This window comes from Bradyrhizobium sp. WSM471 (assembly GCF_000244915.1).
Classification (GTDB): Bacteria; Pseudomonadota; Alphaproteobacteria; order Rhizobiales; family Xanthobacteraceae; genus Bradyrhizobium.
In genome coordinates, this window is record NZ_CM001442.1 from 6,406,628 (window position 1) to 6,422,041 (window position 15,414).

Annotated in this window: 15 protein-coding genes; 3 read left to right on the forward strand and 12 right to left on the reverse strand. The window is 65.1% G+C overall.

Annotated features, from left to right (window positions below):
- Positions 1–10: 10 nt before the first annotated feature.
- A complete protein-coding gene (locus BRA471DRAFT_RS29135) occupies positions 11–805 on the forward strand; it encodes an IclR family transcriptional regulator (RefSeq protein ID WP_007613868.1) in 795 nt (264 codons plus the stop codon).
- Positions 806–961: 156 nt separating this feature from the next.
- Here BRA471DRAFT_RS29135 and BRA471DRAFT_RS29140 read toward each other — a convergent pair whose 3' ends face one another.
- From BRA471DRAFT_RS29140 to BRA471DRAFT_RS29195, 12 genes are all read right to left on the reverse strand, one after another.
- The gene (locus BRA471DRAFT_RS29140; protein ID WP_007613873.1) at positions 962–1,744 is read right to left on the reverse strand and encodes an SDR family NAD(P)-dependent oxidoreductase; all 783 of its coding nucleotides are present in this window, start codon (positions 1,742–1,744) and stop codon (positions 962–964) included.
- 58 nt (positions 1,745–1,802) lie between these two features.
- Positions 1,803–2,393: a thiamine pyrophosphate-dependent enzyme gene (locus BRA471DRAFT_RS29145; RefSeq protein ID WP_007613882.1), complete on the reverse strand. Its 591-nt coding sequence runs from the start codon at positions 2,391–2,393 to the stop codon at positions 1,803–1,805.
- The gene (locus tag BRA471DRAFT_RS29150) at positions 2,393–2,932 is read right to left on the reverse strand and encodes a thiamine pyrophosphate-binding protein (protein ID WP_007613884.1); all 540 of its coding nucleotides are present in this window, start codon (positions 2,930–2,932) and stop codon (positions 2,393–2,395) included. The genes BRA471DRAFT_RS29145 and BRA471DRAFT_RS29150 overlap by 1 nt, the downstream gene beginning before the upstream one ends.
- 165 nt (positions 2,933–3,097) lie before the next feature.
- On the reverse strand, positions 3,098–3,841 hold the full coding sequence (locus BRA471DRAFT_RS29155) for an aspartate/glutamate racemase family protein (RefSeq protein ID WP_007613890.1): 744 nt from the start codon (positions 3,839–3,841) through the stop codon (positions 3,098–3,100).
- Between the two features lie 9 nt (positions 3,842–3,850).
- Positions 3,851–5,116, reverse strand: coding sequence for an FAD-binding oxidoreductase (locus BRA471DRAFT_RS29160; RefSeq protein ID WP_007613891.1), 1,266 nt, complete (start codon positions 5,114–5,116; stop codon positions 3,851–3,853).
- Between the two features lie 3 nt (positions 5,117–5,119).
- Positions 5,120–6,781: a thiamine pyrophosphate-binding protein gene (locus BRA471DRAFT_RS29165; protein ID WP_007613893.1), complete on the reverse strand. Its 1,662-nt coding sequence runs from the start codon at positions 6,779–6,781 to the stop codon at positions 5,120–5,122.
- A gap of 227 nt (positions 6,782–7,008) precedes the next feature.
- Entirely contained in the window at positions 7,009–8,199 is a 1,191-nt protein-coding gene (gene uxuA, locus BRA471DRAFT_RS29170) for a mannonate dehydratase (protein ID WP_007613894.1), read from the reverse strand.
- 15 nt (positions 8,200–8,214) lie between these two features.
- On the reverse strand, positions 8,215–9,264 hold the full coding sequence (locus BRA471DRAFT_RS29175; protein WP_007613895.1) for an L-idonate 5-dehydrogenase: 1,050 nt from the start codon (positions 9,262–9,264) through the stop codon (positions 8,215–8,217).
- Positions 9,261–10,667, reverse strand: a complete 1,407-nt coding sequence (locus tag BRA471DRAFT_RS29180; protein ID WP_007613897.1) for a TRAP transporter large permease — start codon at positions 10,665–10,667, stop codon at positions 9,261–9,263. Before BRA471DRAFT_RS29180 ends, BRA471DRAFT_RS29175 begins: the two co-directional genes overlap by 4 nt.
- A gap of 4 nt (positions 10,668–10,671) precedes the next feature.
- A complete protein-coding gene (locus tag BRA471DRAFT_RS29185; protein WP_007613898.1) occupies positions 10,672–11,250 on the reverse strand; it encodes a TRAP transporter small permease in 579 nt (192 codons plus the stop codon).
- Positions 11,251–11,384: 134 nt separating this feature from the next.
- Entirely contained in the window at positions 11,385–12,344 is a 960-nt protein-coding gene (locus BRA471DRAFT_RS29190) for a sialic acid TRAP transporter substrate-binding protein SiaP (protein ID WP_035975212.1), read from the reverse strand.
- 87 nt (positions 12,345–12,431) lie between these two features.
- Entirely contained in the window at positions 12,432–13,244 is an 813-nt protein-coding gene (locus tag BRA471DRAFT_RS29195; protein ID WP_007613901.1) for a FadR/GntR family transcriptional regulator, read from the reverse strand.
- Positions 13,245–13,389: 145 nt separating this feature from the next.
- Between BRA471DRAFT_RS29195 and BRA471DRAFT_RS29200 the strand changes: the two genes are divergently transcribed.
- Both BRA471DRAFT_RS29200 and BRA471DRAFT_RS29205 read left to right on the forward strand, forming a co-directional pair.
- Complete coding sequence (locus tag BRA471DRAFT_RS29200) at positions 13,390–14,874, forward strand: mannitol dehydrogenase family protein (RefSeq protein WP_007613902.1); 1,485 nt, start codon at positions 13,390–13,392, stop codon at positions 14,872–14,874.
- Between the two features lie 100 nt (positions 14,875–14,974).
- Entirely contained in the window at positions 14,975–15,382 is a 408-nt protein-coding gene (locus tag BRA471DRAFT_RS29205) for a nuclear transport factor 2 family protein (protein WP_007613903.1), read from the forward strand.
- Positions 15,383–15,414: the final 32 nt, after the last annotated feature.

Consider the following 15,414-nt stretch of genomic DNA (forward strand, 5'->3'; position numbering starts at 1 on the left):
CAGGAGGCGCATGAAGAGAGAAAGCCGCGGCATTCAGTCGATCGAGGTCGGTGGAGAATTGCTCCGCGCCCTCGCCCGCAGCGGCGAGCCGATGATGCTGCGCGATCTCGCACGCGAGGCCGGCATGACGCCGGCCAAGGCGCATCCCTATCTCGCCAGCTTCTCGCGCATCGGCCTGATCGAGCAGGACGAGACCACCGGCCGCTACGAGATCGGCGCACTCGCGCTGGAGCTTGGCCTCATCAGCCTGCGCCGCCTCTCCGGCGTGCGTATCGCCGGACCGAAGATCGCGGCGCTCGCGAGCCAGATCGGGCACGCGGTCTCGCTGGCCGTCTGGGGCACGCATGGCCCGACCGTGGTGCAGCTCGAAGAACCCGGCCAGCCCGTGCACATCGTGATGCGGGCCGGCTCGGTGATGGCACTGCTGGAGACCGCGACCGGCCGCGCCTTTGCCGCCTTCCTGCCGGAGAAGACCATCGACGCCGCGCTCGAAAGCGGCCTCGATCGTCACGGCGTCGGCTATAATCCGAAGCGCACAGTGAAAGGCGCGAAGGTCGCGGACATGCTCACCGAGGTCCGCAAGCACGGCCTCGCCCGCGCGCTTGGTGACCCCCTGCCCGGCGTCAACGCATTCGCTGCACCGGTGTTCGACCATTCCGGCCATGTCGCGCTGGTGATCACCGCGATGGGACCGGAAGGCACGTTCGATGCCCGCTGGGACGGCCCGATCGCTCATGCCCTGCGCGACTGCGCGGGCGGCATTTCGAAACGGCTGGGTTACGGGATGACGGCCGCGGCGGAGTGAGGGGCTGGCTGCCTCATCCGACCTCCGCTGTCATGCCCGCGAAAGCGGGGCATCCAGTGCGCCGCGGCCCTTCGGTTCTATCGCAGGCATCGCGGAGTACTGGATCGCCCGCCTTCGCGGGCGATGACACTGGAGAGTGCAGTGCCCTTTCGTCCGCTACTTCTCCTTCACCGGCACCGTGTAATTCAGAATCAGCCGGCCGCCGTCGGGATAGATTGTCTGCCCCGTGATGTAGGACGCATCGTCGCTCGCAAGAAACGCCACGACGGAGGCAACCTCGCTCGGTTCGCCGCCGCGGCCGGCCGGCGTGCGTGACATCACGGTCTTGCGGGCATCCTCCGAGGTGTAGATGGACGATGCCACCATGTCGGTCAGAATCGTGCCCGGCCCGACCGCGACAACGCGAATATTGTGCGGAGCCAGCGCGACGGCGGCGACCGAGGTGAGCTGCTTCATGCCGCCCTTGGACATGGCGTAGGTTGCAAGCGCCGGGATCGCCAGCAGTGCATTCACCGACGACATGTTGATGATGACCCCGCCGCCGCTACCTTGCGCGATCATCTGCTTCGCCGCCGCCTGCACGCCGAAGAACGCGCCCTTCAGATTGATGCCGATGATTTCGTCGAATTCTTCTTCGGAAATCTCCAGGAGGTCCCGGTTGCGAGCGACGCCGGCATTGTTGACCATGATGTCGAGCCGGCCGAACTCCTTTGCGGCGGTTGCGACCAGCTGGTCGACATCGGCGCGCTTCGCGACATTGCCGACGACGGTACGCAAGGCATCCGGCCGCGCGAGTTCGGCAGCCGTCGCGGCCAAGCCATCGGCATCGACATCCGAGATGACGACCTTGACGCCATCGTCCAGGAATCGTTTCGCGCAAGCCTTGCCGATACCGCGCGCCGCGCCGGTGATGGCGGCGACCTTGCCGGATAGTTTCATGGTCTCACTCCAGAGTAGCTGTTTCGACAGCAGACTGTCGCCGGGTGAGAAACCCGGCTCAGGCCGCCGCGAAGCCGAGATGAGCACGGAACCGGTTCTTGATAAAGACAGCATCGCGCGAGGGCAGTGAGCGCGGCGGATTTTCGGCCAGGACCTTGATGACAAACAGCCGCGGGCCATCGGCCGGCCCGGCGATTTCGGTTGCGAGGCGCTGCACCTCCTCGATCGTCCGCACGGTTCCGGCAGCGGCAAAACCGCAAGCCACGGCGATTGCGGTGAGATCGACGCCGCGCCCGGTGTGGCTGGCCTGCATCCCGGTCTCGCCAAAATGCTGATTGTCGATCACGACCATGTCGAGATTGCGCGGCCGCGCGACCCCGATGGTGGCGATGCCGCCGAGGCCCATCAATTGCTCGCCATCCCCCGTCAAAGCGAGGACGCGCTTTCCCGGCTGGGCTTGCGCGAGGCCAAGCCCGATCAGCGCGGCGCCGCCCATGGCGCCCCAGAGATAGAAATTGCCGTCATGGTCGCCGACCGAATGAAGGTCATAGGTCGGCGAGCCGAGGCCGGACACGACCAGCGTGTCCTTGCGATTCTTCAAGAGCGCGGCAACGGCGGCGCGGCGGTCGAGTTGGGCTTGCATTGACATCACCACTTCTTCTTGCCGATCAGGCGTTGCCCGATCAGCACCGCGATCTGCTGATCGGAATCGTAGGCGAGCGCTGCGGCCGATTCGACCGTCTCGATCAGATCCTCTCCTGTCTCCGCCCGCATCACCTTCAGGCCGATCGCCTCCAGCGAGGGCTGCGTCGCCCGGCTCATCGGCACCTGCCAGGGATTGAACTCGGCCCATTCGCCGCGCATCGTCACCAGCATCAGCAGTGGAAATCGTCCGATCGCCGACAGCGACAGCATGTTGATGCAATTGCCGACCCCGCTCGACTGCATCAAGAGCACGCTGCGCTGGCCGCCGAGCCAAGCGCCGGCGGCAATGGCGACGCCCTCCTCTTCCGTCGTCAGCACGTTGGTGGTGACGTCGCGGTCGGCCGAGAACAGTCGGATGAGCTGGCTGTGACCGGCATCGGGAACGTAGGACATCTGCCTAACGTCGGCGGCTTTCAGGATGCGGTAGAGCTCTGACGGCCAATCGTCTGCGCGCGTGTCGGGATTGGATTGAAGGCTGTGCACCGCTCGTCTCCATGGATTGCGAGCGGCACTCTAGCGATGTTCAGGCGCGAAAGCTCTGACCGTCTGACGCGATCAGGTATCGAGGGATTGTATAGCTGCCTCCTCCACTGCCGGTGGGACAGCGCACGACGCGGATGGCTGCGCCCATAGGCAGCTTCTCGACCTCTAGCCAAACCGACGCGGCCGTAGTCCGGCATGAAACCACGTAATCATGGAATAGATATCGTAGACGGGCAATCCGACCTCGGCCTGAAGCGCCGCTGCATAAGGCGGCATGTTGGTGCATTCTAGCACGATCGCGCCGACATCCGGGTTCCTGGCGACCAACTCCTTGCCGGCCTCGACCACGTCACGTTCGGCCTGCGCGATGTCCATGTCCTCCTTCTCGGCCTTGATCAGGACGCGGAAGAATTCCTTGCCGTGCTCGGTGCCGACCAGCGGCGTATCGAGCGGCACGCCGGCACCTTCGAGATGGGCCGGCGTCAAGGTCGAACCGGACACCGTGACGAGGCCGACGCGCTTGCCGGGCGGCAAGGTCGCCTGCACCCACGGCACCTGCATCAGTGACGAGGTCGCGACGGGAACGCCGATGGCGGCTGCGATCTCTTTCTGGAACAGCGAGAGGAAGCCACAATTGGTGGTGATGGCTTCGGCCCCGAGCCGCACCAGATCCTTCGCCGCATCGATGAAATCAGGCAGCAGACCGGCCGCCCCCTTCAGCACCACCTTCTCCGGCGAAGCCCCGCTCACAACGCGATAGAGCACGGGGAAAGGCCAGGTGGTGCCGTTGCCCATGTCGCCGGGAATGCGGGGGAAGCGTGCCTCCAGCATCAGGATGCCGAGCGGCGCTCCATAGATGGCCTTGCCGCCGCGGGCGATTCGGGATGACGATTTGGCTGGAGCGGTCATGATGCGATCTCAGAGAAAACGATCGGGCGAAAACGGTGCGAGCGGAATTTCCGGCGGCTTGCCGCTCAGCAGCTGGGCGACAAGACGACCGGTGCGGGCCGAGCCGACCAGGCCGACATGGCCGTGGCCGAACGCATAGACGATGTCGCGCGAGGCCCGCGCGTAACCGATGCAGGGACGTCCATCCGGCATGCTCGGCCGATGGCCGAACCAGGTCTTGATACGCGACGCCGGAATGTCCGTCGGCAGTTTTGGGAACATGCTGAAGAGGTTGTTGCGCAAAATCTCGGCGCGCTTCCAGTTCGGCTCGGCCTCGAGGCCTGCGATCTCGACCGTGCCGGCGGCGCGCAAACCCTTATCGGTCCAGTTCACCACCATCTTCGCATCCGAGGCCATCATCGAGCTGCGCGGGCCCGTTTCCGGATTCTCGATCATGACGTGATAGCCGCGCTCGGTCTCCAGCGGCAGCGGATCGCCGATGGACGCCGTGAGCCGCTTTGAATGCGCACCGGCGGCAATCACGGCGGCATCGCACGCAATCTCGCCGGTCTCGGTGAGGACAGCCACGAGCTTGTTGCCGGATAGATTCAGCCCAATCGCCTTGGCGCGCACAAGCGTGGCGCCGCTTGCCAGCGCATGTTGCGCGAGCGCGGCGACATAGGCTCCGGGGTCGCGGCAGCGCCCGGCTTCCTCCACCACCACGCCGAACGTGTAGCGTGGATGCAAATCGGGCTCGCGCTGACGCATCTCGTCGGCCGAAAGCTCCAACCAGTCGACGCCGACGCGCTTGCGCACGCGCCAGCCGAGATCATTGTCGAAATTGCCGCGTGACGGGAAGACATGCATCACGCCGTTACGCTCGATCAATTCAGGGACGCCCGCCTCTTCCGCAAGCTTCCTGTGCAGCAGCGGCGCGTCCTTCAGGAGATCGCGCAGCGCAACGGCCGTCGTCTCGACCCGCGCCTCGGTCCAGCCCGAGAGCAGATATTTGATCAACCAGGGCAGCGCCTTCGGCAGATAAGACCAGCGGATCGCGAGCGGTCCGAGCGGATCCATGAGATAACCGGGCACCTTCTTCCAGACGCCGGGCTCGGCCGGCGGGATCACCGAATGCGAGGAGAGCCAGCCGGCATTGCCGTAGCTCGCCGCCTGTTCGCCACCGGGCTCGCCCGGATCGATCAGCGTGACGCGATGGCCCTCGCGTAGCGCCTCGATCGCGCTGATCACGCCGACCGCGCCGGCTCCGATGATGGCGACGTGGCGGCTTTGCGGCATCGGCTATGCTTTCACCGCAGGGGCAAAGTCCTTGCCGACCGACATCGCCCGCGGATCGATGATGCAGTGGAGGATCGACGGCTTGCCCGAGGCGAGCGCACGCTCGAAGGCCGGCGCGAACTCTTCGGTGCGCTCGACGCGCTCGCCATGGCCCCCGAACGCTTTTGCGTACATCGCGAAATCCGGGTTCTTGAGCTGGGTGCCGACCACGCGACCGGGATAGTCGCGCTCCTGGTGCATGCGGATGGTACCGTATTGCGCATTGTCGACGACGACGACGACGAGGGCTGCGTCGTACTGCACGGCAGTCGCGAATTCCTGCCCGTTCATCAGGAAGCAGCCGTCGCCGGCGAAGGCTATGACGGTACGGTCCGGATACTGTCGCTTCGCAAGCACCGCGGCCGGCACGCCGTAGCCCATCGAGCCCGACGTCGGTGCAAGCTGTGAAGCAAAGCTGTGGAAGCGGTGATGACGATGGATCCAGCCGGCATAGTTGCCGGCGCCGTTGCAGACGATCGCGTCCTTGGGCAGGCGATCGCGCAGCCAGGTCATGACCTGGCCGTACTGGAACGTGCCCGGCAGCTCGCGCGCTTTGTCGGTCCAGGCGAGATAGTCGGCATGCGCCTTGGCGGCCTCGCCCTTCCAGGCGACTGCGCCGGCGGGCTTCAGCGTCTCGACCGCGGCCGCGAACGCGGCGGGCGTGGCCTGGATCGCAAGCTCCGGCTGGTAGATGCGGCCGAGCTCTTCGGAGCCGGGATGAACGTGGATCAGCTTCTGCCGCGGCGTCGGAATGTCGAGCAGCGTGTAGGATGAGGACGGCATCTCCGACATGCGGCCGCCGATGAGAAGAATGACATCGGCGCCGTCGATGCGCGCTTTCAGACCCGGGCTCGGGCCGATGCCGAGATCGCCGGCATAATGCGAGTGATCGGCGTCGATCAGCGACGCGCGGCGGAACGAGGTCGCGACCGGCAGGTCGAACCGCTCGGCAAAGCGCGCGATGCTCCGGGTCGCTTCATCGGTCCAGCGCGAGCCGCCGAGAATGATGAGCGGTGCTTTGGCGCTCGCAAGCATGGCGCCAACGCGCTCGATATCTGCGGGCGCCGGCCAGCTCACCGCCGGCTCGATCCGCATGGCGTCCGCAACGGCAGCAGTTTCAGTCAGCATGTTCTCGGGCAGCGAGATCACCACGGGGCCGGGACGGCCCTGCATGGCGACGCGGAAGGCGCGCGCGACCAGCTCCGGAATCCGGTCGGGACGATCGATCTCGACCGCCCATTTCGCCATGGTGCCGAACACCGCCTTGTAGTCGAGCTCCTGAAACGCCTCGCGCTCGCGCATGCCGGTGTCGACCTGACCGACGAACAGGATCATCGGGGTGGAATCCTGCATCGCGATGTGGACGCCGTGGCTGGCATTGGTGGCGCCGGGGCCGCGGGTGACGAAGCAGATGCCGGGACGGCCAGTGAGCTTGCCATAGGCCTCCGCCATCATCGCAGCACCGCCCTCGGCGCGGCAGATCATGACGTCGATCGGGCTGTCGTGCAGCGCATCGAGCGCCGCAAGGTAGCTCTCGCCCGGCACGCAGGTGACGCGCTCGACGCCTTGCGCGACGAGCTGATCGATCAGGATCTGGCCCCCGGTGCGGGTGTTGCGAATGGTCATGACGGCTCCCTCAAGGCTTTGGCGATGCGTTTCGCAGCTTCGCGAAACTATTGCTCGGGGCTGGCGTAGGACAGGCCGAGAGGGCGCGCAAGATCGAAAGGCTTCTCGCACCCTGCGCAGGCGTCATGCCCGCCCCTGCTGGTTGCACTGCAGCCCATTCGCGGTGATGCGAAGCGCCGCGCCGCGATCGACCGGCTCTATCCGAAGCTCGGCGCGATGGCCGCGTGCTATTGATGCTCGATCGCGCGGATCGCGCCACGGAGCTCGGCCAGGCCGCGGAGGCGACCGATCGCGGTGTAACCCGGATTGGTGCGCTTGGTGGCGGCGAGATCGTCCAGCATGCGGTGGCCGTGATCGGGCCGGAACACGATCTGCCGGTCGGGCGAACGCCGCGCGTTCTCTTTCAGCAGCGCCTTCAGCACCGCGACCATGTCGACGTCACCGTCGAGATGATCTGACTCGTAGAAGGACAGGCCATCCGCTTCGCGCTTGGTCGCCCGCAGATGCGCAAAGGCAATGCGCGGACCGAAGCGTTCGGCCATCGCGGGCAGGTTGTTCTCGGCGCGCACGCCCAGCGACCCCGTGCACAGGCAGATACCATTCGCCTTTGACGGCACGGCATCGAACAACGCCTGATAGTCATCGGCGCTGGACGCGACGCGCGGCAGGCCGAACAGCGGGCGCGGCGGGTCGTCCGGATGCAGTGTCAATGAGACCCCAAGCTGCTCGGCGACGGGTGTGACGCGGCCCAAGAACTCGGCGAGATGCTGCCGCAGGATTTTTGGCGTGACGTCGCGATACGTTGCGAGCCGGTCGCGGAATTGCGGGATCGTCATCGGCTCGGTGGTCGAGCCCGGCAGTGCGCTGGCGATCACCATGACGAGGTAATCGATATCGGCTTGGCTCATCCGGTCGAACAGCTTTTTCGCGCGGGCCTGCTGCTCGGGTGAGTATTCCTGGATAGCGGCAGGGCGCTTCAGGATGTGCAGCTCGAAGGCCGCGAAACGGTCTTGGTCGAAGCGCATGGCACGGGCGCCGTTCGGCAGCTCCCATTCGAGATCGGTGCGGCACCAATCCACGACGGGCATGAAGTTGTAGCAGATGATCTTGATGCCGGAAGCGGCAACCGCCTCCAGGCTGGCGATCCACGTCTCGATCGAGCGCGTCGCTTTAGCCCCGAGACGCTTGACATCGTCGGGGATCGGAATCGATTCCACCACCGACCAGGTCAGCTGCGAACGGCCGGGCTGGCCGCGCTCGATGAAGTTCTTGCGCTCCTCGACCGCCTTTCGTGTCCAGGGTTCGCCGATCGGCACCTGATGCAGCGCCGAGACGATATCGCTCGCGCCGGCCTGCCTGACATCATCCAGCGACACAGGGTCATCGGGCCCGTACCAGCGCCATCCCTCGAGCATCATAAGAATTCTCCCGGATCAGTTCGCGGTCAGCACGACCTTGACGCTCTGCGAGCGGTCGAGCGCCAGCCGCAGCGCGTCCGGCGCGGTGGACAGCGGCCGCTCGGCGGTGACCAGTGACAGCACGTCGACGCTGCCGTCCGCAATCAGCTCCACCGCCGTCATGAACTCGAGCCCGAAGCGGAATGAGCCGCGCAGGTCGATCTCCTTGGCCATCACCGCATTGGCCGGTACCGGAATCTGGCCACCCGGCAGATTGCCGATCTGCACCACCACGCCGCCGCGCCTGACGATGCCGATCGCACTGGCAAGTCCTGCAGCCGTGCCCGAGACTTCGAAAGCGACATCGTAGGGGCGCGACGCGGCCTGTGTCTTCAGGCCTTCCTCGCCGGCTGCGACATTTTCGACGTGAGAGGCGCCTAGCCGGGTCGCAAAAGCCAGCGGCGCTGGCGCGATGTCGGCCACCGTGATGTCGGTCATGCCGGCGCGGCGCGCGGCGAGCATGGTCAGAAGCCCGATCGGACCGGCGCCGAAGATGATGCCGCGCTTGCCTTCGATGTTGCCGGCACGCGCCACCGCGTGCAGGCAGACCGCGAGCGGCTCGGCGAGCGCCGCCGCCTGATAGGACACGTGATCGGGAATCTTCACGCACTGCGCGGGAATCGCGTCGAAATAGTTGGCAAAGCCGCCCTGCATGTGCGGCGTCTTCGAGGCCGAGCCCATGAAGTAGATATTTTCGCAGAGGTTTTGCCGGCCTTGGCGGCAAGCGCCGCAATGGCCGCACCACCGCGACGGGTTGACGGCGACACGGTCGCCGAGCTTCAGGTTCGCCGCGGAGCCCGCGATCTCCACGACCTCGCCTGAAATTTCGTGACCGAGCACCAGCGGCGATTTCACCACGAAATCGCCGGTCCGGGCATGACGGAAATAATGCATGTCCGAGCCGCAGATGCCGCCGGCGCCGAAGCGGATGCGCACCATGCCTTCAGCGAGCTTGTCGAGTGGATGCTCGACCATGCGCAGATCTTCGGGGCCAAACAGGGTTGCGGCGAGAGCTGTGGTTGTCATTTGGAAAGTCCCATGTATTTCGGCAGCCAGAGGGTCAATTCGGGGATGTAGGTGATCGCGATCAGTGCGAGCATCAGTGGCACCAGCCAGGGTAGGATCGCCACCGTCGTGCGCTCGACCGACAGCTTTGCGACGCGCGCGAGCACGAACAAGACCATGCCGAGCGGCGGATGCAACAGGCCGATCATCAAGTTCAGCGTCATGATCAGACCGAAATGGATCGGGTCGATGCCGAGCTTGAGCACGATCGGCAACAGGATCGGCACCAGGATGGTGATCGCCGCCGTGGTGTCGATGAAGCAGCCGACGAACAGGATCAGGACGTTGGCGAGCGCCAGGAACACCCATTTGTTGTGGGTGATGCTTAGCATCCAGTCCGACAGCAGTTGGGCTGCCTGCGACACCGTCAGCAGCCAGGCGAAGATCGAGGCTGCCGTGACGATGAACAGCACCGAAGCCGTGGTCTCGATGGTGTCGAAAGTCGCCTTCGCGACCGTTTTCATCGTCATGGTGCGGTAGCGCACCAGGCCGAGGAACAGCGACCAGATCACGGCGGCGACGGCGGCTTCCGTCGGGGTGAACCAGCCGAGCGTCATGCCGCCGATCAGGATCACCGGCGCCATCAGCGCCATCACCGCAGAGAAGTCGAAGTACCAGTCCATCGCGAGCAGCACGACCAGGCCAAGCCCAACTGCCCAATTGGTTGAGAGACCGGCGACCGTCAGAAGCCAGACAGCCATCGGGAAGCTCAGTACAACGAGGATCTCGAGCCCCGCCGATCCCAATTGCGGCCAGGAGAACGGCGTATCGCTGCCCCATTTGTTCTTGTGCGCGAAGTAGGTGACGGTGGCCATCATCAGCAGCGTCAGCACGACGCCTGGAATGACGCCCCCCAGAAACAGCGCGCCGATCGAGACGTTGGCCATCATGCCGTAGATCACGAAAGGCAGCGAGGGCGGGATGATCGGCCCGAGCGTGGCGGACGCCGCGGTGACGCCCACGGAGAATTCCGTGGAGTAGCCGTGGTCCTTCATCGCCTTGATCTCGATGGTGCCGAGACCGGCGGCATCCGCGATCGCGGTGCCCGACATGCCGGAGAAGATCACCGAGCCGATGATGTTGACGTGGCCGAGGCCGCCGCGCATCCAGCCGACCAGCGCGACGGCGAATTTGTAGATGCGCCCGGTGACGCCCGCGATGTTCATGAGATTGCCGGCCAGGATGAAGAACGGCACGGCGAGCAGCGGAAAGCTCTCCACCCCGGCGATCATGCGCTGCGCCAGCGTGACGTCGGGAGTTACCCCGCTGACCAGGATGTAGAGCAGCGACGACGCGGCCATCGCGATGGCCACGGGAACGCCGAGCAGCATCAGGACGAGAAAGCCTCCAAGCAGCAGCAGCATGAAATTACCCTTCAAAACCGTCGTAGGCGCCGGGACGTTCGAGGATCGAATAGCCCTGTCGCAAATGTTGCACCGCCACCTGCAGAGAGCGCACGAACATCAGCACGAAGCCGAGCAGCACCGAATAGTAGACGTAGTCCTTGGGAAGATTGATCGTGGTCATGGATTCGTCGCCGATGATCTGGATGTAGACCCAGACCAGCTTGATGGCGTAGCCGAAGAAGACGATCCGGATCAGGTCGATCACCGTCGACAACGCGCGGGCCACGAGGTGCGGCAGATAGCGATAGAGCAGGTCGACCTGGATGTGCCGGGACAGCCGCACGCACATCGAGGAGCCGATGAAGACCACGCCGATCAGGCAGTAGGTCGCGATCTCCTCGGTCCAGGCGTAGCTGTCGTTGAGCACGTAGCGGGTGAAGAACTGGAGGAAGACGGCGAGCGCCATCACCCAGAAGATCGCCAGCGCCACCCAGTCCTCGAAAGCGTAGATGCCGAGATCGACCTTGGGTGTCGCCTCCTCCTCAAAGGTGTGGGCGATCTCGTCCGCTGTGATGTGCCGGTGCGTCTCGGCGGTGGACATGGGTGTGCTCCCTCAAACTGATCACGTCGTTCCGGGATGGTGCGCTAGCACCAGACCCGAAACCTCGAGATTCTCAGGTGCGCAATGCACCGTAGTTCGGTCCTGCGGACCGCCCCGGGATGACGACTACGTCGTCACTTCACCGCCTGAATGCGTTCCCAATCGGCCTTGCGATAGCCAAACGTCTCGAACGCGACGTTCTTCAGCACGGTGTCGCGGAACTCGTTCTTGTCGACCTCGGTCACGGTCAGGCCCTTCTCCTTGAAGAAGGCGACCAGCTTGGATTCGTTCTGCTTGATCTCCGCAGTCGCCTTGGCAGCGGCTTCCTGCGCTACGTCGGTGAAGATCTTCTTGTCCTCGTCGCTGAGCTTCTTCCAGAGCGCACCCGCCACTACCGTGTTGAGGTGGTCGACGATATGGCCGGTCAGCACGATGTGCTTCTGCACCTCGTAAAACTTCTTGGCCTCGATCGTGGTCAGCGGGTTCTCCTGCGCCTCGACGGTGCCGTTCTGGAGCGCCAGATAGACTTCGGCGAACGCGATCGGCGCGGTGTTGGCGCCGCAGGCGCGCGGCATCGCCAGATAGGCGGGAACGTCGGGCACGCGCATCTTCAGGCCCTTGAGGTCGGCACAGGTCTTGATCGGCTTGTTCGACGAAGTCTGGCGCACCCCGTAATAGGTCACCGCGACGATGTGGTGGCCGCTCTTGTCCTCATAACCCTTGGTGAGCTCCTTGAAGATGTCGCTCTTGGTGTAGGCGAGCAGATGATCGGCGTCGCGGAAGGTGTAGGGATAATAGGTCACGCCGATCGGCGGAAAGCTCTTGGCCGCGAAGCTCGAGCCGGAGATGATGATGTCGACCGAGCCGAGCGAAAGGCCCTGGTTGATGTCGGCCTCCTTGCCGAGCTGCGACGCCGGATAGACGTCGATCGCATAGCGCCCGTTGGTGCGCTTGCCGATCTCCTGCGCGGCCCAGACCGACGCGGTGTGGAAGGGCTCCGAGGTCTCGTAAACATGGGCCCATTTCAGCTTGGTCTGTGCCATGCCGGCGCCAGTCGTAGCAATCATCGCCGCGGCCGAGACCGCCAGCACCATTGTCATCTTTTTCAACACTGACTTTTCCTCCATTTTTCAAGTCTACTTCTTGTTCGCCCGCCTGAAGTGGACGCGGGCCGCCCAATCTCATCGCCGCCGCACGCTGCCGCTTTTGGCCCGCTTCTTCAGCGCTCGCTCCGGTTTTGCCGGCGTTACCGGCGAGCCTGCCGATCGGCCGCGCGCCGAAGACGATCCTGCCGCGGTCTCGGCGCCAAAATTCTGCGCAAAACGCTCCTGGGATCGTGCGAGATGATCGCGCATCGCACCGCGCGCGGCCTCGGGATCATGCGCCGCGATCGCGTCGCGCACCGCGCGATGCTCGTCAAGCGCAGTGCGCCACGTGCCCGGGCTCTCGAAATAATGCGCAAGCTGCGCGAAATAGGGGTTGAGGCGCTGGTCGAACAACTCGCCGACGACGCGCACCAGAACGGCATTGCCGAGGCTCCCGGCGATCGCGACGTGGAACGCGCGGTCGTGCACCATCGAGGCTTCGCCGGGGTGTTCTACATTCTCCATCGCGACAAGCGACGCATCGATGCGGGCAACGTCGTCCTTCGTCGCCACGCGCGCGGCTTCTTCGGCGATGGCACTTTCCAGGAACTCGCGGGCGCGCAGCAGCTCGAACGGGCCCTCGATGACGGAAGCAGGCGCGGTCGCCGCAACCGCCGCGGGCTCGATCACATAGATGCCGGAACCGACGCGGATGCGAAGGCGGCCCTCGACTTCGAGCGCGATCAGGGCTTCGCGCACTGTCGGCCTGGAAATCTTGAGCTGCTCGGCGAGTTCGCGTTCGGTCGGCAAGCGGCTGCCGACCGCGTACTCGCCGCTGTCGATCAGGTTTCGTAATTGATCGGCGACCTGGCGATAAAGCCGTCTCGCCTCCACAGCTTCCAGCGGCACGCTGGTCCTCCCGAAAGGGTCATGCCGGCAGCTCTCGCTGCCCGCGGCCCGCCAATTTTGGAAAATTGGTCTTACCAATTGACCGCAGCATTGACCGAGGACAGGCGCCATGTCAAGCAGCGGCCAAACAAGGGGAGAGACGACCATGCGCCCTGGTTCGAAGCGTCTTGGCCGCGCCAATCTCGACCGGCTGCCACCCGGCATCCGCCGCCCGGCCTACGACCGTTCGCGCGTCACGTCCGGCATCGTGCATCTGGGCCTTGGCGCGTTTCATCGCGCCCACCAGGCCGTCGTCATCGACGATTGCCTTGCCGCCGGCGCCACGTCGTGGGGCATCGTCGGCGCCAGCTTGCGCAGCCCTGACACACGCGACGCCCTCGCCCCGCAGGATCATCTCTATACGGTTGCCGTCCGTGCGGCCGAAGGCACCGAACACCGCATCATCGGTGCGCTGCTCGACAGCGTGGTCGCGCGCGAAAGCCCGGCACGATTGATCGAGCGAATGGCCGATCCCGCCATTCGCATCGTCTCCCTCACCGTCACCGAGAAAGGCTATTGCCACACGCCGCAGACCGGCGATCTCGACGAACGGCATCCTGATGTCGTGCACGACCTCAACAATTTCGACGCGCCGCGCTCGGCTCCCGGCTTCATCGTTGCCGCGCTGGCGCGCCGACGGGCCCTGGGCGTCCCGCCCTTCACCGTGCTGAGCTGCGACAACCTCGCCGCCAACGGCCATACCGTGCAGAGGATCGTGACGCAATTCGCGGCGCTGCGCTCGAAGGATCTCGGCAAGTGGATCGCGGATACGGCGGCCTTCCCCTCGACCATGGTCGACCGGATCGTGCCGGAGACGACGGATAGTGACCGCGATGCGGTTTCATCGGCACTCGGTTTGCGCGACGCATGGCCCGTCATGACCGAGCCGTTCACGCAATGGGTGGTCGAGGACCGTTTCACGGCAGGCCGGCCCGATCTTGCCGCTGCCGGAGTCGAGCTCGTCACCGACGTCAAGCCGTTCGAGCTGATGAAGCTGCGGCTGCTCAACGCCAGCCATTCGGCGCTGGCCTATCTCGGCTATCTCGCCGGCTACGAGACCATCGCCGACACCATGCTGGATCCGCATTTCGCGCGCCTCGCCGCGCAGGTGATGGAAGAGGCGGCGGTGACGCTGACAATGCCCGCGGGCACCGATCTCGCCGCCTATCGCGCCTCGCTGCTCAAGCGCTTCGCCAATCCGGCACTGCATCACCGCACCTGGCAGATCGCGATGGACGGCTCGCAAAAGCTGCCGCAGCGCCTGCTCGGCGCGATCCAGGATCGTCTCGCCAGCAACCTGCCGATCGCGACACATGCGCTCGCGGTGGCCGGCTGGATGCGCTACGTCACCGGCCTCGACGAGAAGGGCCGCACCATCGACGTGCGCGATCCGCTCGCCGCCGAGTTCGCTGGCTTGGCCGGCGAGGCAGGTCCCGTCGCCGAACGATTGGCGCCCGCACTGCTCGGCGTCGGAAAAGTGTTCGGGCCGCTAGGCGCGGAACCGCGCCTGCGCGAGGCCGTGACCGCGGCGCTCCGCCGACTCTACAAGGATGGCGCGCGGCGTTCGGTGGAGACTCTGGTCTCGGCGTGACCACAAAACGGGCAGCAATGCTGCATTGCGGTCCAGATCGAATAGAAAGTCGACGGAAGTCTTGCTTGATTTTTGCCTGTCGTTGCCCCACCCGAGAGGCATGGCAAAGGACAGCAAGGTGATCGCCGCGAACGCAGCGTTCTACGCCGCCTTTTCGACCGGCGATTTCGACGAAATGGAGCGGATGTGGGCGGACGATGACGCCATTTCCTGCATTCATCCCGGCTGGCCGGCCATCGTCGGCCGCGCCACAGTGATCGGAAGCTGGCGCGACATCCTGCAGAGTTCGGAACGGCCGCAGATCGTCTGCGCGGAACCGCAGGCCATCGTGGATGGCGACAGCGCGCGCGTGCTCTGCATCGAGATCGTCGACGGCACGGCATTGGCCGCGGCCAACCATTTTCGGCGCGTCGGCGACGACTGGCGCCTGGTGCACCACCAGTCCAGCCCGATCGCGCAGATTGTCGAGCAAGCTGAGGACGATAGAGCGAGCCACCGCGTCCATTGAGGGCGCCCGGCCCGCAGGCACATTCTACTGTG